This is a genomic window from Flavobacterium aquatile LMG 4008 = ATCC 11947 (assembly GCF_000757385.1).
GTDB lineage: Bacteria > Bacteroidota > Bacteroidia > Flavobacteriales > Flavobacteriaceae > Flavobacterium > Flavobacterium aquatile.
This window is the reverse complement of record NZ_JRHH01000006.1, coordinates 205,310-223,349: the sequence shown is the minus strand read 5'-3', so window position 1 is coordinate 223,349 and position 18,040 is coordinate 205,310. Positions and strand designations below refer to the sequence as shown.

Annotated in this window: 19 protein-coding genes; 2 read left to right on the top strand and 17 right to left on the bottom strand. The window is 31.9% G+C overall.

From position 1 onward, the window contains the following. Positions 1-3: 3 nt before the first annotated feature. The 3 genes from LG45_RS15615 to LG45_RS15605 form a co-directional block, all read right to left on the bottom strand. Positions 4-1,440 (bottom strand): pyridoxal phosphate-dependent decarboxylase family protein, encoded by a 1,437-nt coding sequence (locus LG45_RS15615; RefSeq protein WP_035128980.1) that lies wholly within the window; start codon positions 1,438-1,440, stop codon positions 4-6. Next, positions 1,440-2,099 carry a ferredoxin reductase domain-containing protein gene (locus tag LG45_RS15610; protein WP_131494673.1) on the bottom strand — a complete coding sequence of 220 codons (660 nt, stop codon included), beginning with the start codon at positions 2,097-2,099 and terminating at the stop codon, positions 1,440-1,442. The genes LG45_RS15615 and LG45_RS15610 overlap by 1 nt, the downstream gene beginning before the upstream one ends. Before the next feature lie 221 nt (positions 2,100-2,320). Beyond that, positions 2,321-3,556 carry a site-specific integrase gene (locus LG45_RS15605; protein WP_035128976.1) on the bottom strand — a complete coding sequence of 412 codons (1,236 nt, stop codon included), beginning with the start codon at positions 3,554-3,556 and terminating at the stop codon, positions 2,321-2,323. Positions 3,557-4,135: 579 nt separating this feature from the next. Here LG45_RS15605 and LG45_RS15600 point away from each other — a divergent pair. Together LG45_RS15600 and LG45_RS15595 are read left to right on the top strand one after the other, a co-directional pair. Next, on the top strand, positions 4,136-4,474 hold the full coding sequence (locus LG45_RS15600; RefSeq protein WP_035128973.1) for a hypothetical protein: 339 nt from the start codon (positions 4,136-4,138) through the stop codon (positions 4,472-4,474). A gap of 66 nt (positions 4,475-4,540) precedes the next feature. Next, entirely contained in the window at positions 4,541-5,011 is a 471-nt protein-coding gene (locus LG45_RS15595; protein WP_035128970.1) for an HAD domain-containing protein, read from the top strand. A gap of 170 nt (positions 5,012-5,181) precedes the next feature. On the opposite strand, the gene LG45_RS15590 is transcribed toward LG45_RS15595, so the two are convergent. From LG45_RS15590 to LG45_RS15535, 14 genes are all read right to left on the bottom strand, one after another. Further along, the gene (locus tag LG45_RS15590; RefSeq protein WP_035128967.1) at positions 5,182-7,077 is read right to left on the bottom strand and encodes a hypothetical protein; all 1,896 of its coding nucleotides are present in this window, start codon (positions 7,075-7,077) and stop codon (positions 5,182-5,184) included. A 15-nt stretch (positions 7,078-7,092) separates the two neighbouring features. Continuing rightward, entirely contained in the window at positions 7,093-10,185 is a 3,093-nt protein-coding gene (locus tag LG45_RS15585; RefSeq protein WP_035128964.1) for a GmrSD restriction endonuclease domain-containing protein, read from the bottom strand. 231 nt (positions 10,186-10,416) lie between these two features. Further along, positions 10,417-10,581: a hypothetical protein gene (locus tag LG45_RS16525; RefSeq protein ID WP_165570817.1), complete on the bottom strand. Its 165-nt coding sequence runs from the start codon at positions 10,579-10,581 to the stop codon at positions 10,417-10,419. Positions 10,582-10,596: 15 nt separating this feature from the next. Then, entirely contained in the window at positions 10,597-12,792 is a 2,196-nt protein-coding gene (locus LG45_RS15580; RefSeq protein ID WP_035128962.1) for an ArdC family protein, read from the bottom strand. 1 nt (position 12,793) lies between these two features. After that, positions 12,794-13,264 carry a hypothetical protein gene (locus tag LG45_RS15575; RefSeq protein WP_035128959.1) on the bottom strand — a complete coding sequence of 157 codons (471 nt, stop codon included), beginning with the start codon at positions 13,262-13,264 and terminating at the stop codon, positions 12,794-12,796. After that, complete coding sequence (locus tag LG45_RS15570; protein WP_035128956.1) at positions 13,255-13,809, bottom strand: hypothetical protein; 555 nt, start codon at positions 13,807-13,809, stop codon at positions 13,255-13,257. The genes LG45_RS15575 and LG45_RS15570 overlap by 10 nt, the downstream gene beginning before the upstream one ends. Before the next feature lie 110 nt (positions 13,810-13,919). After that, positions 13,920-14,276 carry a hypothetical protein gene (locus LG45_RS15565; protein WP_035128953.1) on the bottom strand — a complete coding sequence of 119 codons (357 nt, stop codon included), beginning with the start codon at positions 14,274-14,276 and terminating at the stop codon, positions 13,920-13,922. Between the two features lie 12 nt (positions 14,277-14,288). Beyond that, positions 14,289-14,975, bottom strand: a complete 687-nt coding sequence (locus tag LG45_RS15560) for a glycoside hydrolase family 19 protein (protein WP_052087629.1) — start codon at positions 14,973-14,975, stop codon at positions 14,289-14,291. Next, positions 14,975-15,115, bottom strand: a complete 141-nt coding sequence (locus LG45_RS16520) for a hypothetical protein (RefSeq protein WP_165570822.1) — start codon at positions 15,113-15,115, stop codon at positions 14,975-14,977. The genes LG45_RS15560 and LG45_RS16520 overlap by 1 nt, the downstream gene beginning before the upstream one ends. Beyond that, positions 15,115-15,822 carry a peptidoglycan-binding domain-containing protein gene (locus LG45_RS15555; RefSeq protein WP_035128950.1) on the bottom strand — a complete coding sequence of 236 codons (708 nt, stop codon included), beginning with the start codon at positions 15,820-15,822 and terminating at the stop codon, positions 15,115-15,117. The genes LG45_RS16520 and LG45_RS15555 overlap by 1 nt, the downstream gene beginning before the upstream one ends. A gap of 4 nt (positions 15,823-15,826) precedes the next feature. Further along, on the bottom strand, positions 15,827-16,249 hold the full coding sequence (locus tag LG45_RS15550; RefSeq protein WP_035128947.1) for a hypothetical protein: 423 nt from the start codon (positions 16,247-16,249) through the stop codon (positions 15,827-15,829). Position 16,250: 1 nt separating this feature from the next. Beyond that, positions 16,251-16,745 carry a hypothetical protein gene (locus tag LG45_RS15545; RefSeq protein ID WP_035128945.1) on the bottom strand — a complete coding sequence of 165 codons (495 nt, stop codon included), beginning with the start codon at positions 16,743-16,745 and terminating at the stop codon, positions 16,251-16,253. Between the two features lie 309 nt (positions 16,746-17,054). Then, positions 17,055-17,249 carry a hypothetical protein gene (locus LG45_RS15540; RefSeq protein ID WP_035128942.1) on the bottom strand — a complete coding sequence of 65 codons (195 nt, stop codon included), beginning with the start codon at positions 17,247-17,249 and terminating at the stop codon, positions 17,055-17,057. Beyond that, the gene (locus LG45_RS15535; RefSeq protein ID WP_035128939.1) at positions 17,249-18,040 is read right to left on the bottom strand and encodes a hypothetical protein; all 792 of its coding nucleotides are present in this window, start codon (positions 18,038-18,040) and stop codon (positions 17,249-17,251) included. Before LG45_RS15535 ends, LG45_RS15540 begins: the two co-directional genes overlap by 1 nt.

Here is an 18,040-nt window from a genome sequence, read left to right as displayed (position 1 = left end):
CATTTATCGAAGAGGTGTAGTTATATCTTTTTTGTTTAGGATTTCACTAAGGATATTCAATAATGAATCAACTTCGATTTTATGAGTCCTAAAGGAAACAATTGCAGCTCTTAATGTAAAGTTTCCATTAATGGTGGTGCTTGAAATGAAAACCTTTCCGTTGTTTTGTATTTCTTTTATAATAAATCTGTTGAGGTCATCTGCACTCCCGTTTTTGGGTAGAAATCTAAAAGTAACGATTGATAAATCCGGTTTTGGACCGACCTCAAAACCGATTTTTTTTACATTAGAATAAAAGTACCTTGCTAAGTTCAGTTTTTCGTCTAAATAATGTTCAAATGTATTGTGACCGTAGAGCTTTAATGGTAACCACATTCTCAATCCTCTAAAGTGTTTGCTTAATTCGGGCGATAACTGAGAAGGTGAATAACTATTGGAATCTTCATTGGCATCCTGCATATAATTTGCACTGTACTGATTAGCTTTGATAAGATTATTAATATTTTTTACTAAAACCACACCTGATCCGTAAGGTAGAAATAAACTTTTATGAGGATCCATAATTATAGAATCCGCTAAAGAAATTCCTTTTAATCTTTTCTGCCCCCTCTTTGTCAAAAGATAAAATCCTCCATAAGCAGCGTCAATATGAAACCATAACGAATATTGTGTTGCAATTTTTCCGATATCACATAAAGGATCAATCATGCCAGCATCAGTTGACCCAGCATTTGCTACAATTAAAAAAGGATTCAAATCAATTTTTAAATCCTCTACAATCTGTTTCTCAAGTTTTTCAGTATTCATGCGTAATTCTGAATCAATATCAATGTAGCGAATAATGCAGTCCTCAAGACCAATAATATTTATGGCTCTTTGAATGCTATGATGTGATTGATGAGAACAATATATAACTGTCCTTTCAATATTGCGAATATTTATATTTTTTGCTTTTTTTGCTGTTAAGAGCGCTATAAGATTAGCTATACTTCCCCCTGAAGTTAGGTTGCCGCCATAACCCTTTGAATAACCAACAAGGTCTGCTGTCCATCGAATTAGTTCATTTTCCATGTTAACGGCACCAGGAGATGCATAAAATACCCCAGCATATTTATTGGAGATTGCAGCAATGTAATCGCCAAGAGCGGAACTGAAAATACCACCTCCTGGAATGTATCCCATGTTTGCTCCGGATGCAGTATTTAAACCTGGGCTCAATAATTCTTCCTCTAATAAGGACAAAATTTCATCTATCCCAGATGATTTCTCATTAATGGCGAACTTTCTATCCGTATTTAAATTGCTTTTAGATGGATCATTATATGCATTCAAATGTGACAAATTATTAAGGAAATGCTCGCCGAAAATTAAAGTCTTATCTACTAATTCCTTTCGTTCCTTGGGCGATTCTTCTAATAAAAATAATTTTTTAATTTTCATTACTTCCCTGTATGTATTTGTTCTTTATTAAACCCAATATTTAGTAGAGCAACCATTATGTTCTTTTCAAATTTATAAGTTCCACATATGAATATATCTTGATCTAAATTATATACACGCTTCTTAAGTAGACTATAGTAATCGAACTGGCTCCCGTGGTAAATGTTCTTGTAGTTTGCGCCTAAAATTTTTTTCATTTCTGAATCAAAAAAAACATCTGCTTTGGTCTCATTAAAAAGTAAAAGTTTGTGATTTGAAATGTTTATCGAGTCTGGACTAATTTTTTTCAAAATATTTAAGATTCGGGCTATGAAAATATTTTCTACTATAAACAAACCTGGACCTTTGTATTCTTGTGAGTCCCAAGCATCAGATATAAAAATACTTTCATTAGTGTTTATTATACTAAGATAATCTGAAATTTTACTATCATTGGGGCAACTCTTTACAATTATATCGAAAAAAGTATTCCCACTTACATCTATAATTGTAAATGTATCAACCTCCAACCCAAATTGCGGAGCATCAATACTCAAATCGATAACTTGACCAAGTTTGCAATCGTAATTATAAGGTCTCTCGATTGATAACTTGACAATTCTATCGCTAATAAATCTTTTTTTAACGACTTTGACTTTATAAGGAAAAATGAACCCCATTTGCATGTATTTTTAGTAGTTGTTATATCTGGACACCAAGATTTAGATGATTTCCCAAACAGAAGGTTACATTTTATATCACTTTAAATAAACTTTTTGGATATGTAGAAAGAATATAATTATAGATTCTTCAATACTATTTGCATCGATGTTTTATACATTTTGTCCTCTCGCAAATTGTTAATGATTTTGATATGTTTTTTGAATTAAGAATTTAACGCTTATGAACTTTTTGCTACTGTTTGTGACTTCAGTTTTTGTTTTAGAATTGCCATATCATCACTAACTTTTCTATCCAAAACCTTAGCGTAATGTTGTGTAGTTCTCAAATTTTTATGCCCAAGCATTTTACTCACACTTTCAATAGGAACGCCATTTGTAAGTGTGACAGTAGTAGCAAAGGTGTGTCGAGCAATGTGAAAGGTTAATTCTTTTTCGATTTCGCAAACTCCTGCAATTTCTTTTAAATATGTATTCATTTTTTGATTACTCAAAATAGGAAGTAGTTTATCTTGATTGTTATTTTGTGGATGGTCTGCATATTTATCAATAATCATTTGTGTAAATGGAAGTATTGGAATTTTGGAAGCAGTTTCTGTTTTCTGTCTGTGAGTAAATATCCACTTCTCACCATCAATTCCTAGGCTTACATGCGACTTTGTTAAATTTTTGACATCAATGTATGCCAATCCGGTAAAGCAGCTAAAAAGAAAGATATCGCGAACAAGAGATAGTCTTTCGGTTTTGAAATCTTTTTCAATGATGTTTTGAATTTCTTCTTCAGATAAATAAACTCTCTCGACTTCTTTAACTTTCGATTTGTAGTTTGCAAACGGATTTTTATCAAGCCAGTCATTGGCCAGACAAAGCTTTATTATTTTATTGAAGTTCTTGATGTATTTAACTGCGGTGTTATTGGAGCAGTTTCTAACGCTTCTTAACCAAAATTCATAATCGGTTACAAAAGCATGATCTATCTTGTTTATCTCGATATCTGAAACTTTGTACTTCCACAATAGAAATTCTTTAGTATGGCTCAACGAAGTTTTGTAACGTTCTAATGTTCCTGGTGCATATTCTTTGCCAACCAGTTCTTTGATTTTATTGTTGTGGTCTTGGAAGATTGGAATTAGCATACGTTTAGTTTCGGTTGCTCTAAACAATTCATTCTTTAAGTTTTCCGAAGTAACTTTGATGTCTTTTTTGAATAATCTTTTTTCAGCTTCCAAAACTTGATTTTTTAAATAATCTAGATGGCTATTAATTGTTCTAGCTTCTTCATTAGTACCCTTGACTTTAGAGCCTTCTCCTAACCATCTTTCGGGATTTACATACTTGTTTGCGCTAAACTCAAATCGTTTGGATTGGATTGTTACTCTTGCATAAATTGGGCAAATGCCCTCGTTGTTGGCTTTTGATCTCTTTATGTAAAAGAGAACTGATACAGTAGTGTTCATAAGTGGTAACCTTTTAGTTATTATTAAATTTAAAATTTCTAATAATTACAAACAAGATGTACATATTTTGAATATGTTGTTGAACACCTTGCTGTACTGGTGGTTTTCTGTAAGAGGTGTCACTTAAATTTTTATAATTTAGTGACACCTCGAAAGACACCAAAACTTTGAGATTAAATGAATAATTTGATATATCCGTAAAAGAAAAAACCCACTAAATCGTTGAATTTAGTGGGTTTTGTAACCATTTGTATTTCTACTGGCGGAGAAAGAGGGAATTGTATTCCGACTTTAATACGTTGATATGTAGAATTTTAATTTTCTATTCCTAAATAGGGTCTCGCTTTTGCTCCTCAATTTTGACTTGCAAATTTTCGAATCCATCCATTACAAATATAAAGAAAAAAAATGACTGACCAAAAAAGCTTAAATTTATTCGTTCAATGATTGAACTGGTTGATGAACTTGCTTATATTTCATTTGCGATTTACTACGAAATATGTAGCAAATCGCAAATAGAATATTTTTTAAAACTGTAATTATTTCAGTAAGTTTGCCTTTTATAATTTACATTTTACAATGGCTAATATCACAAAGGCTGAAATCGAAAAATTTTTAGCACAAGCACCTTTTGACCTTAAACCTGGGCAAGGCGCAATTAGTTTTCCAATAATTGAAAGAATCCATAGGAGATTACAACTAGGTAAAAGATTTAGTTCTATAAAAGTCCATGAAGGAATTATTACAGATGGTCATCATCGCTACATTTGTATGAGTATTTTAGGATTGGAAATTGAAACTTCCAAAGGAGGGAAAAATCCATCTGCCGAAGGGTTTGACTGGAAGAAATTAGATGTTGAAGCAAATGACTATGATACTGACGCAGATATTCAGCGTTATGAGGAATTGTATGGCTGATTAACAGTAAGTTAAAAAAATACTTAATATGTTTTTTATTAAAGAATAACACATTACCTTTGTATCATGTTAATATTATTAGACATAGATGGTGTAATGCTTTCAGCATCTTCTTGGAAACCCGTTGAGAGATTAGACGATGGTTTTTCAAGTTTTAGCCCTAGAGCTGTTTCAAGTCTTCAAAGAATTATTTCGGAGACTGGGGCTTCTATTGTCTTAACTACATCTCATAAATCTACATATAGTTTACCTCAATGGAGAAAAATTTTCAAGAAAAGAGGTATTGATGTATCTATTGTTGGGAAGCTTGAAGACAATACCACTTTTTTGACCCGTAAGGAAGAGATTCTAAACTGGCAACTTAAAAACAAGAGCATTAATGATTATGTTATTCTTGATGATGATAAGTCATTAAATGGTTTACCAAGTAACATTAAAGAAAAGCTAGTTCTCACAAGTCCAATGTTGGGTTTAACTAACGATGATGCTTTGTCTGCTATTGAAACTTTAAGGAAATCTGAATTAGTTTATGCTTAACTAAAAAGTTAATCAATATATAAGCCTCTTTTTAAGAGGCTTTTTTATGCAATTTTGACTACTTATTTATAAGTACTTTCGTTTGGAAATATATCAATTAACCTTGGGATAGACTTTGAATTAAATGTTTTAACCTTGTAGATGAATTTTCATTTATAGTTTTTCAATTATTACCAAACTGTAAGAGGTATAATTGAAACCCAATTAGTACCATTATGGTATTCAATTCCATTAAGATAATTTACTCCTTTTACGAAAGCAGGTCCATTGGCTTGCAAAAAATTATAAATTGATTCTGAAGCAGATTCTAAAGAATTATAGTTAAATCGAGCATCACTTTTTGAAGGGCTAAAAGATGGTATTGGCACACCATTATTTGTTCCATGACATCTTTCAGTAAAACATTTTGAATTGGATAAACTAGGTGCTCCTCCATTTCTACTTAAAATAACGGATTCTTTTAATTTTAGCTCGTAATAGGTAAAATGATTTACTGCTGAATTAACAGTCATGGTAATCCTGATGCTTTTGCCATGTTCGAGTACACATCTATAGTTATTACTAATATCCAAGTTTATTAGTAACTGTCTAAGATTCGGAATGGCATTTTCCAGTATAAGTAGTTCGTTTTTATAGATTGGCGATGTAATTTCATGATGTGAAAGAGGATGAATTAAATTATGCAGTAGCCCAATAATTGCAGTAATATCTGTAACATCAGCATTAATTTTTTCCAAAAAATTTTTTGTTTTTGAAAGCAATAAAGTTAATTTATAATCTGCAATTTGAGTGTTATCAGCATCTACTAATTCATATTCAGGTACTAAATCCTGAATCAATTCCTCAACAGATTTTCGAAAATAGTTGGTTGCTGCGGGATAGTCTGGGCGAACTTTATCGTGAAGATATTGAACTGCTTTCTCATAATTTGTAGCTCCTTTTACTAGTATAGGTTTTGATATTAGATTGTGATTAACCGTTTCTGTTCCCACATAAATTTCAAGTGTTGACCAAGATTTGTCATCATGAATTTCAAACTGTCTCTTTGCTAATTCAAACCAATGTCTATCGTAAGTTGAGATAAATTTTTGAAAACCAGAAAATTCAGCACGTAATATGTTTAAGATAGGAATACGATTACCAGCATCTAATCCAATAAAGACATCATCAAGAAATAATATTTTTAAATCCACATTCGTCGGGTTTTGCAACAATGAAGCTAAATATAAGCAAATTGCAATTGCAGATAACCTAGCCTCATTAAGAAAGTCACTATAATCACCAAGAATACTTACTCCGTCTTTAATTATATCTAAACGCAAATCTGCCGTCGTGTACCAATCAACTTTGTAATTTTCATAATTAAAGTCCAATGGGAGAAGAACATAATTAAGTTGAATATTAAAATCTGTAAAATATAAGTTTAATAAGCGATTTAATTCATTAAATACTGAATCTAAAGTTGACCTAAGATGAATCTCATAATTGGGTAACTCAATTGCTGCATTTTTATGACATCTATCATTTCTAGTATATGCTCTTACTGTTAAATCATTTTGTAATTGATCCCATTTTTCTTTGAATTTAAAATTCCCACCACTAGCTAGTGGTATATGATTTCCTAAAAGAGAAAAGACTATTAAATCGAATAGATTAGGTCGTTCTTCTTTGTGTAAATAAACTTTCAAAAGGTCTGTATAATCTAAAAAACCTTTCACTAGTGATGCAGTTTGAATAAATTCAATATTATTATCGGACGTGACACTACCAAATGTGTACTCCTCCTCTGTACCTGGTAAAAGTTGAAATGGAGTATTGCTAAATTCTGAAAAAGTTATTTTGATTTCTCCATCTAAATGGGATAAATATCTATTCTTTACAAATGGTAATGCCAACTTAGTAGATTTGGCAAAATAGTTATTCATTGCTTTATACAAAGAACTTTTACCACTTCCATTTTCACCATAAATTAGAACATTCTCTCCATTTGGCAATGTCAACGCATCATACCTACTACAATATGCTCTACAATTATTAATTGCTAATGATACAATACGTTTTGTCATCTTAATCTAAATATTTTAAAAATTATTTTCAATATTTATTACTTCTTTCATATTTAGGATTTTCAATAAACTAATATTTAAATCATTATTTGGACTACTTAATTTCTTATAAATAGAATCAATGGATGAATTATTAAGCTCTAATTCAATCTGAGGTATTTCATTTAAGTAATCTGAGATTTTAATGTCAAATGCTTGAAACTGACTTTCAAAATACAATTCATATACCATTGCATCAAGTAGACGTTCAAAAAACAATTTTGCTTCCTTATTGTTATTAGAATTTAAAATATAATCAGTAACAATAACAAATGGTTGTTGTTTTTCTATAGAAATTACAGGTATTTCAATTGACCTTATTTCAGATAATGTTATAATTTTGGTTTCTTCACTTCCTTTTATAAAATTTAAATAAAAATTATGAAAACAATATCTACTTGAAAGAATAGATAAAATAAATTTTGTTTCAAAACCATATCGATTAATTACCAAACCAATTATGTTGGTATTGAAAACTAATTTCGATTCATAATATGCTGTGCTAAGGCGGGTATTAGACGTTAACGCTCTCTTTATCAAAATCTTGTCGTTAAAATTAAAAAAATCTTTCGAATTAAATTTCGTCAATTCATCAACGTAGTTCAAATCTTCGGAATTAATTTTAAAATCTTTAAACTCTCCTTTCCTAAGATAAGGATAATGTGCGTTTAAATTTCTCGAATTCGTTTGATGGTATTCATTTAAATTTATTCCTTGAGAGATATTAGCTATTTCTCCTAAAAATGCAGTTTGTCTATGTTTATGATTGTTTTGGAATAAATTAATTTGAAGACTATTATATTTTGATTTAAATTTTGAAACATTCGTATCGAAAGCTTGTCTATTTTCAATACCAGTCATGTCATTAAATAATGATTTTAAATTATTTCTAATTTCAATTTTTTTGACTTCGATTGTTTCAAATGGAACATCATATAAAAAATACCATAATGCGTAAAATGCTTGTTGGGTTCTACGACCATTTTCAATATTAAAAATATCATCTAAGTTTTTATTTAAAGTCGATGCAGCGCTGTCTTTTGAATCAGAGAGTAATATTCGTAGTTTTTTAATGAAGTTAAATTCAAAATCATTTGCAGAAGTAATAAAAATATCTGACAAAGAACTATCTTCTAAAACTTTAGTAATCTCATTTTTTGATTTTATACGAAAATTAATCTTGTTAACAACCTTATAAATATCTACATCTTTTGGACTGAAATTATCAGGCTTATTGGCTCGAATCCATGTATACTGTAAATATGCCAAAGCTGTATAGATATTTTCATTTTCCATTCGGGAATTATTTTTCCTAATGTAAAACCATTCACTATTATTGCTATAAATTGATTTAATAGTAGTTATAACATCTCTGGGAACATAAGAATTCCACATCTCAAAAGTATCTTCTTTAATCGGATATGGTTTATTGTTTAGCCTAATAAACAAATCGATTGGCTCAAAATTGACATTATTTTTATAACTGATTTCTATAAACCACAAGTCAAAATTTTTAATTTTTTCTTTCTGGTCTAAATTTAATTGCTCAAATTTTTTGCCATGTAAATTACTTAAAATACTATTTTTTAAATATAATGAAAAAGTGTTTTTATCAGAATATCTAACTTTGTTATTTTCATCTAAGTATGGTTGACCTATAAAACCTAAAATACTTAATAATCGTTGTTGACCATCTAATACTTCAGAGATTTCGTCCTTACGTTTATAAACAAATATAGGAGGTAATTTAATCCCTAAAAGAATACTTTCAATTATCGCTGAAGACTTCTTTTTATTTATTACTTCATTTCTTTGATAAGGCGGACGAATTAAAAACCTATGTCGTTCCATTTGACGACAAATATCCATTATAGCAATTGAAGATGGCTCTGGTTTGTTAATTCGTAAGTCATCAAAACTAACTCTTTCTTCATTTTCAGGTGTTAGTTCTTGATTTCGCAACTTAAATTCAGAATTATGTTGAAGATATAATGTGAAATCAATATCAAATTTTTTAGAAAAAAAAGTTGAAATAACCTCGTATCTATTATATAATTCTTTCGCAAAAGAACTACGAATCATTTCAAACGATTCTATATTTTTATAAATATATAATATCAATTCATTTATTATATCTTCAGTTATAAGGTTAAGTGATAGCCCTTCGTTTTCTAGTATTGAAAATGCCCAAAATAAACACTCAGAAATAAGTCTGTTATACAAAATTCCTTCATCTGGAAAACCTACTTTAACTTTTGTTAGTAGATTTATTTTTTCAATGAAACTAGAGTATATTTCTTGTATTTCAATCTCATCAATGTTAGAAAAAGAAAATTCATAAAATTTTGATATGATAGTGTCTTTTTTTACAGCATAATATTTAATTGGAATTTTATGTTGAACAAGTAACTGTCTTATTTTTTTTAAAATGATTTCATTACTAGTTTTTTCAAAATGTAAAACATTAGAAATATTTCTATATAATATTCGGTCATTAGTTAACTTCTTTTTAAAGAAAGAATTTAAATCATCTTCAAAATAGACAGCGTTATCTATCTCAGTAGGTTTTAGCGGAGTAATTCCAGAATTGTACCGCTTAAAAATTTCCTTTTTTACAACATCCTCAAGTTCCTCATCAACCAAACTTTGACTATGAAAGCTAAATTCAATTATTCGTAGTTTAGTATCCCAAAACAAATCTTGTAAATGCGTCTCGAAATCTTTAAAATTTTTATTTGCAATTCCAACATTATCAAGCTTTTGCAAGCCATTTTTTTTAAGTTTAAATTCATTATTGATAAACCTTAAAATTGTTTGGTATCGTTGTCTACCATCAATTACCTCAACCTTATCCGAATTTCTAAAATAGATTAATGGAGGAATTTCAGTACCTAACAAAATACTTTCAATAAAATATGTTGCCTTTTCATCATCCCAAACATAATTCCTTTGATAGAAAGGCTTATAATCAGTTTTTTCAACTCTTTCAGGGTTGTTGAATAAACTTTCTATAGACATCACTTTTGGCTCTATCTTGATTTTATTTTCAAATATTTCTCTAATTTCCATTCACTCCAATAATTAATTGATATCAAAAAATAATCATATTATTTCTGTCGTAAATATAAGGCAAATTGAAGAAAATAAAAAATGTCAATATTTTGGCAAAACAATTGTTTTTTGTTAAGTTTTAAATCACAATGGTCTATTTATTTTGACAATTATATAAAAAGTATTATATTAATGATGAAGCCGTGTCACATTTCTGCAATACGGCTTTTATTACCAACAAATTAAAAATTATTTTTTAGCTTTAGCTTTGACAACTCTACCTCCCTTAACGTAGCGATACCCTTTCTTTAATGTTCCGTCTTTTTTAACACCTTCTCGAACAATTACTCTACTGCATAATTTTTTAGCCGAGATTCTTTTTTTGCCTTTCGGTTTTACTTTTTTACTTACCATGATTTTGAATTTTAATTATTTAACTTTAAACGATAATTTTCTTTTACTTTTTGCCTCAGTCGGCTCATTTACAACCTTTTTGTAATACATCGAGTATTTTAAAGTGAGGTCGTTTCCTCTGTTTTTCTCCAATGTAGCGAACCTTTGTTTTGGGTCTTGATGAGAGGAACAATGAATTACAGAAGTTGGATTGTGTGCCATCTTATTACCACCATACATCGCCCCGTTTTCTTTTACCTGTGATATAAAGCACCAAATTACTTTCGGGTAGGTGGTTCTTAAAAAGTTCAATTGGTCGGCTGTTATTTTTAAATCCGTAACGGAATCTGCTATAATAACCTTTACCACTTTGCAGAAATCCTGCAATTCTTGAAAGGGCTTTTCCAAATAACCTTTTATAGCTATGTAGCGTCTTCCTTTCTCGGTTGTATTTCGGTTGATACTATCGAGTGTGTCCTTGCTCTCAATTCCACCTTGCTCATAATCGATGTACGCTACTGGCGTTTGCTGTTCTCCAAAAGCATTGGCAATTTGCATAGCCAACTGTGATTTTGAACTGTGCTTATTACCTTTAATCAGAATAAGTGCCTTGTGAGGTTGTTGTTTTTGTAAAAACTTTCCAATCTCTCCACCCAATACAAAGACATCTTTAGCCTCTTTTGGTGCGGAATTAGCAGAAATAAAGCCTAATTTCTCTAACTGATTTAAACTTTTATTCCGATCTGTTACAAGTGGTTTTTTACTTACTCCAGTAATGGCTTTTTTTGTTACTCGTACAACTCGTTTTTTCTTTACTTCGGTAACTTTTTTAGTTTTGGCTTTTGCTCCCAAACCTGTAAATAAATCCAGTTGACTATCCTGTTTTGGTTTGTTTTTGTCTTTGGTTTTTACAGGTCTTTTCCCTGGAGTTTTTACAGCTACTTTTTTTACTGGCTCTTCCTTTTTTTCTTCATCTTCTTTATCACTATCTGAGTTTCTGTTTAAAATGTAATTGACTGCCTTTTGAGATTGTGCCGAAGCTTTGAGAAAAAAACGGTTGTCGTTCTCTAATTCAGTGACTAAAACAGTATTCCAGTTTTTAAGATATTTTGCCGAATTTTCTTTGGTTTGAAACAATATGCCTGCCTCTGAACATAAAAAGACTGCTCCTAATTCTGCAATAAGTTCCTCATAAGCATAATTTTTACTACCAAACTTTCCGGAGAAATCCCTGTCCAATCTTTTTTTTGCTCCTGTCGAATGGGTCAGCTCGTGAAAGTAGGTGCAGTAATACGATGCCTCTTTGTTAAAGGCAGTTATTTTAGGCATATTAAGCGTATCAGTAGCAGGCTGATAATAAGCTTTGTCTCCAACAAAAGTATAAGTAGGCGGGTTTTTATATCCGTCAATAAGATGTTGTGCTTGTTCTATCGGATTGACTTTTTTACTGTCTGTCTTGTCACTTGGAAATTTTAACCCTGTACAATCATCAGCCCTAAAAACATTGTAATATTTAATTACTGGAATTTTTACCAAATGCGCTTTCAAATCTTCTTTGGTAAGTCCGTGAGATTTTACAAACTCAGTAAACTTTACCTTATCGGTGGTCTTGAATTTTAATGTACCATTGTCATAATTAAAAATCATAGTGTAGTAAATCACTCGTCTTGCCTTACTATCCTTTTTCAATGATGCTTTAGTTTCCTTGATTTGATTAAAGGTTAAATAGTAAGGCTGAATAAATTTGATAGGCACTAGATAACCTTTGCCATCTTCATCAAATTTCACATCGAAATTCAGCAGAAAATTTGCTCCTGTGTATTCCTTTTTGCTCACATAGTTTTTGGCTGTTCCGTCAGCTCCCGAACCAACCCAATCCTTTTGCCAAGGCAAATGCCCGACCTTTTCAATGGTGTTTATAATCAAATCCGTTATATAATTGTAAATATCATCGGGAGAAACGCCATTTAAACCTTCTGGAGTATCGGGTTCGGATTGATATTCCAAAGTAGGCAAGATGATGCTTTGCTCTGCGCCACTAAGTCCCAATTCATAAATAAAATCATGTATTTCAATAGTGAAAACGGAATCTTTATTTTGTCTCAAAACATTCGTTATACGTTCTGAGATTAGCGAATGCTTTTGCTTTTTAGCTCTAGCCAAAAGTTTTCTTAGTGTGCTTCGAGAAACTTGTTTTCCGTTCAGATTATTAAATGCTGTTACTAAATCCATACTATTGAATTATTGAATATTCTTTGCCCAAAACCCCTAAAATGGTTTCAATTTGAATGTCTTTTACTCCTGTTATTTTTACTAGACTTTCCATATTGGAAAGATTCTCAAGTATCGGAATCTCAACTGTCAGATCCTTTAATACAAATTTGCCTTTGGCAGGAACTGAAACAAAAGATTTGTTTACCGTAATGGTTGCAATACGTTTGGCTGTCTTGTCTTTCAGTACAATTCTCTTCACAACAGCAATAACACCATCGGGTGAAAAATTATCATTGGTGGGATTGAAAAGGGTTACATCTAAATTGAAACGCATCCTTTTAAAATTGATGTCGAAATTTCTAAACCCAGTCGGCAACGCTTTTAGTTTTCCCATAGTTTCTTTCCACTTATTTACTTTACTGCTATACCATAGTAAACCAACGCCTACAAGTGCGCCAGTAATGACGATGTGTTTTGCTCTTATACCCATAGACTTGTTTTGTTTCTGATAAATACAACCACTTTATACCCAAGATAAAGGAGCGTCAAAATCCCCAATCCCATTAAAAACTTTTCCAATTTTGATAGTGGTTTTTTAATCACAATAGGTATTTTTTTTATCTGAATGATTGTTTTACCATTGGTGGTTTTGGTGGTCGAATTTTCGTTTTTAGTTTGTGCTATTTTAGAGTAAAATTCCAGTTGTTTTGCTAGTTTATCGTAAATCAGTTTATAGCTGTTATCACCCGAATTCTTTGAAGTATTTAGCTTTGATAAAATCTCATCGACCTTTACATTTACTAGGCTATCCAACTTACGGTTTCCAGTATTGCTTTGAACAACTGGAGTGATTAATTTATCATCAATCGCTTGATTAATAATCACATTTTTTATGCTGTCTTTTTTTTGAATTTCACTTTTGAGAAAAGTATTTTCTTCTTTATATTTTTTAGCTGAAGAACAACCCGAAGAGATTAAAGAAAGCATTAATAGTAAAACAGAGAATATTAAAAATTTAGTGATTGTCTTTTTCATTGCTTTTGTTTTTGAGAATAGATTTTAATGTAAAGAATGCCTTTTGGGATAATTCCAGTAAATTGAATAAATCAATACTCCAATACATACTGGCGATTTCTATTATCTTGTTAAGGATTTGTTTTCTCATTTATTAATTGCTTTAGCTTGTCAAAAAAAGCACCTAATAAATCTTCCATCCTTTTATGAAAAATGGTTGAAAATGAACCACACCAAGCGCAAACCATATAAGTAAATAGCTTGTTAAAGTGCAGGAACTGGTCGAAAAAGCCATATACCAAAAGGGCGACAAAAACCGAAACAATCGCTTCTGCTAAAAACCACTTCCAAGAGGCTTTGACACCTTGTTTTACTTGCTTTATTATTTTAACGATTGCACCCATGATTACGATGATAAGGAATAGGAAAAAATCCAGTATCTGCTTGGAATGAATCGTAATCCATTCCATTATTTGCTGTTTTGTCATTGTTTGTATAATTTATTTATCAAGATGTAAAAGCCCAGACCAAAAATTGTAAATGGGACTAGGTAGGAGCGTCTGCTTGACTTTTTTTTTTAATATCCCGAGTGTGTCAATCGTGATGTAATAATTGAGCTGTTTTACCCGCTCTTGTAAATTGGTCAGTCCGCCATTTATCTTTTTTGTAATGGTGTTGATATTGTTTGTATCTGCAATCGGATTAAGATTGAACCTGACCGACCAAAACCAACCCGCAATATCAATAGCTATATCAGGTCTTGAAGCCAAATTAGGATTAGCAATCACATCATGTCTCGAATAGTTCTTATATGCCTGATAATTGGCTCTTCCAGTTAGTTGCATCAGTCCACGACCTCTAAAACGCCAACCGTCTCCAACTTGCGTATTGCCTAGATTTATCTTTCCCCAATTGCCACCATAAACAATATTTGCAATGGCTTCTTGATTGGCTTTGTGTTTTGCAGTTCTGCCGTAAAGGTTTGCCTGTGCAACTGAAATTTGATTTGTTCCGAAAGTTTTAATTAGTCCTTGTGGCGAATAATTCAGATTTTCAGTAAACCTTGTAAATCCTCCGCTTTCCTCATGAATCTGTGCCAAAAAATGAGCAATTCGTCTAGGAGTGTTCAAGCCATACTTTTTGAAGATGCTCAAAAAAGTGATGCTGTTTGTCAGTAAAAATTCCATTACAATACTACTTTTTTAGGTTCTGTTTTTGGCTTGTCTTCTGTCTTTGTAACTTCGGGACTTGTCTCATTATTCATAGTGGCAACAACCAAAATCCCTGCTACTGCAAGAGAAAGCCATAATGTTGCATTTGTATTCATTATTTAAAGTCATTTAGTTTGATTTGCTTAACTCCCTTTTGGGTAAATAGTGCGTTCTCTGTATTTCTTCCAAAATCGCCGTCAACCTTGACTTTCAAGAGTGTCTGTAACGCTCTTACTTCTGCTCCCTTGCTTCCTTTTTTAAGTAGCTTATTCTTGTCAATACCCGCTTGGTTTAGGTTACTGGCTGATACGATTGTTGGGAGTATCTTGCCAATTGGTTTTATTACATCTTGGTCAGCAATCCAGTAAATATCATTGAGTAGCATTCCGTTTCTTTGTGCAACATACCGATAGGTTCCGTCTGGCTTTCTTCCAACCCAAATAATAGTACCTATTTTATCTCCTTTTTTGAAAGTGGCTTTTCTGATTCCCTCGCTGATATAATTTCCGTCTGCCATTTTTCGGGCATCATACGCCTTTGTACCGTTAAATCCTGTTGCCATTATTTCCTGTCCTATACTGTATCTGAAACTATCGGCTAAAACTGGAGCTTTAACAAGTAGTTGTGTTTTTACGGGAACAATTGGAGCGGTAGCCAGTATTGGTTTTTTTATGGGAATTTCTGTTGTCTCTACTTCTTCATAGGGAATTTCTTGTGTATAGTCTTGGCTTTTATCTTTGCCTTTTTGAACAAAATAATAGATGCCACCACCTAAGGCTAGGGCAATACCCCCGCCAATCCATAATTTATCTTCTGTGGTCATTTTTTTATAATTGTTTTGGATAATTTGATTTTAACAACTTGTAATCTTCCTCGCTTAATTCCTCTTTTAGCCAAATCTTTAATGGATGCTTTACTGGAGTTTGCCAAAGGGCAAAATAAGTATTGCCTGTAAGGGTATTGTAATACCTGCTACCAAAGGCTTTAATCACTTGTGAAAACTGCGCTTCAGATACTCCAGTTAGTGCAGTAAAAATGGACTTTCGCTTCTCTGTGTTAGTGAAATTGGCTTCTTTCATGGCATCATAAAGCATTGTTGCAACTTCTTTGGCATTGAAACTGGAATCCGTTAAACTGGCATCCAAATACGCACCTGCTTTTTTATTTTTACTGCTTTGTGAGACAGCAAAAAGCATTATTCCCAGTCCTGTAAATCCTATTGCAATAGGCACTATTTTTGTGACTTCCATATTAAAAAAAGTGTGGTATTAAAAAGCGTAGTTCAATTAGTTCGCTTGGAGTGAATTGGTCTGCAAACCATTCTATCATTGTCATTTTTTCGGATAATGGATTGATGCCTTTTCTTTGACCAAACTCATTGTAAATCCGAATAAATCCGTTGTGATTAACTCCCATAAGATTTTGCTTGACCGATTTAAAACCGCTTCCCAAACCGTACATCGCATTAAAAATAGCCTCGGCTTTATTCTTTGCCATTCCGCTTGAAATATTACTTGGTTTTTCTCTTCGGTCTTCAGCGAGAGAAGAAAAACCGTTAAATACTTTCTTGTAAACAAAATAGCCAACCCCTAAAAACAATCCAGTTTTGAGTACTCCCTTTACTATTGAAGCTGTTGCATTTACCGTAGCATTGGCATTGTCAAGAGTATTGGCTATTGCTTTTTGCCCCTGCGGTGATGAAGCTACTGCCATTATTGCGGGATTATGTAAACCTTGCTTTTCCATTTTTTACTTTTTTGGCATTGGATAAACTAAACAGAGAATCTATTTCACTCCTTTTTCAAGGTTCTTTTCAATATTAAAATGAAGTTTTTAAATGGTCAGGACTTTCACCCTCTATAAAATAGGTCACATATTCCAATGTGTTTTACTTCAATTCAACCCCTGTTTAGTTTTAACCTCTCTTGGCTGAGTTTTTACACACTCTTTAAGTGATAGACACTTCCAATCTTACACGTCCAAGTTTATTCCAATGCTATTTTTAGAGTTGTTTCTCTTGTAAGTAGAATGCCTACAAGCCAAGCAACTGCTATCCTACATAATAAATTCTTTAATGGTCAGCCAGCTCTCTTTGTTAGTAACCATTGCAATTGCTTTTTTGGAGTTTTTAAGTTCAACTAACTTCTCTAAAACCTCATTATCTAAATCCGATAATTGTTCAATCAGTTTTGCCTTTTTCTGTAACTTGAAAGGGTTGGCTTCCTTTGTTTTTATAGTAATTACATTCATTATACTATCATTTGATGTTTCTGTAATAATTCAAATAGTTCTTGCGAGAAAACATTATTCTCTGTCTTTTCACTAATTTTCTGATACATGACCTGCAATAGTGTTATCGTATCATCATCAAGGGTTTTAACAATATCCAAGAATGTTTTTTTTGCATCCGAATAATTATCATCCTGTAAATCATCCGCAGAAGCCACTCCTAAACCATTTGGTTCAATGGGAACATTAAACCCCAAACTTTTTAAGATAATCGGAGCTTGTTTTGCTACCCCTAAAAGCATATTGTTTAAACTGTCATTGCTTTCTTTTGTGTATCGCTTCTGCAATTTCTCTTCGTTGAGAGCCTCATTCTTGGCTTTAAGCTCCTTGTTTTCTCTTTCCGATTCCTCAAGTTTCCTAGCAAGTTCAGCCCTGTCATAGGCTTGAAGTTTCAAATCGAAAATCTCTGTCATTCCAAGTCCCATAAGTCCCGATTTCTTTTTCTTTTTTTTCTTCTTTTTTGGGATCAGTTTTTCTTGTTCTTCAGTAGCATTTCCAAAACTTACATCAAAAGGTTCTCCCTCTAGCTTAAAGGCATTGCTTCCGTTTTTTCTTTTTTCCTGTAGGCTCAACTTTGTATGACCATCAGCGAATAATCGCTCGAAAAATTCTTCGGAACTACCATACTCATTTTTTATCTGCTCGTGGGTTACATTGCGGAAAATGGATTTTGAGGTATTCCTGTCATAAACAGTAACAGCACAAAATTTGTCGCTATTGAGTTTATCCATCAAATCATCTAATTGCTCCAT

Coding starts and splice junctions, on each gene's coding strand:
- LG45_RS15610 (WP_131494673.1), bottom strand. CDS start 2,099: ATGGGGTTCATTTTTCCTTATAAAGTCAAAGTCGTTAAAAAAAGATTT.
- LG45_RS16520 (WP_165570822.1), bottom strand. CDS start 15,115: ATGAATACAAATGCAACATTATGGCTTTCTCTTGCAGTAGCAGGGATT.
- LG45_RS15585 (WP_035128964.1), bottom strand. CDS start 10,185: ATGGAAATTAGAGAAATATTTGAAAATAAAATCAAGATAGAGCCAAAA.
- LG45_RS15570 (WP_035128956.1), bottom strand. CDS start 13,809: ATGAAAAAGACAATCACTAAATTTTTAATATTCTCTGTTTTACTATTA.
- LG45_RS15595 (WP_035128970.1), top strand. CDS start 4,541: ATGTTAATATTATTAGACATAGATGGTGTAATGCTTTCAGCATCTTCT.
- LG45_RS15565 (WP_035128953.1), bottom strand. CDS start 14,276: ATGACAAAACAGCAAATAATGGAATGGATTACGATTCATTCCAAGCAG.
- LG45_RS15605 (WP_035128976.1), bottom strand. CDS start 3,556: ATGAACACTACTGTATCAGTTCTCTTTTACATAAAGAGATCAAAAGCC.
- LG45_RS15600 (WP_035128973.1), top strand. CDS start 4,136: ATGGCTAATATCACAAAGGCTGAAATCGAAAAATTTTTAGCACAAGCA.
- LG45_RS15615 (WP_035128980.1), bottom strand. CDS start 1,440: ATGAAAATTAAAAAATTATTTTTATTAGAAGAATCGCCCAAGGAACGA.
- LG45_RS15580 (WP_035128962.1), bottom strand. CDS start 12,792: ATGGATTTAGTAACAGCATTTAATAATCTGAACGGAAAACAAGTTTCT.
- LG45_RS15590 (WP_035128967.1), bottom strand. CDS start 7,077: ATGACAAAACGTATTGTATCATTAGCAATTAATAATTGTAGAGCATAT.
- LG45_RS15575 (WP_035128959.1), bottom strand. CDS start 13,264: ATGGGTATAAGAGCAAAACACATCGTCATTACTGGCGCACTTGTAGGC.
- LG45_RS15555 (WP_035128950.1), bottom strand. CDS start 15,822: ATGACCACAGAAGATAAATTATGGATTGGCGGGGGTATTGCCCTAGCC.
- LG45_RS16525 (WP_165570817.1), bottom strand. CDS start 10,581: ATGGTAAGTAAAAAAGTAAAACCGAAAGGCAAAAAAAGAATCTCGGCT.
- LG45_RS15540 (WP_035128942.1), bottom strand. CDS start 17,249: ATGAATGTAATTACTATAAAAACAAAGGAAGCCAACCCTTTCAAGTTA.
- LG45_RS15545 (WP_035128945.1), bottom strand. CDS start 16,745: ATGGAAAAGCAAGGTTTACATAATCCCGCAATAATGGCAGTAGCTTCA.
- LG45_RS15535 (WP_035128939.1), bottom strand. CDS start 18,040: ATGGAGCAATTAGATGATTTGATGGATAAACTCAATAGCGACAAATTT.
- LG45_RS15560 (WP_052087629.1), bottom strand. CDS start 14,975: ATGGAATTTTTACTGACAAACAGCATCACTTTTTTGAGCATCTTCAAA.
- LG45_RS15550 (WP_035128947.1), bottom strand. CDS start 16,249: ATGGAAGTCACAAAAATAGTGCCTATTGCAATAGGATTTACAGGACTG.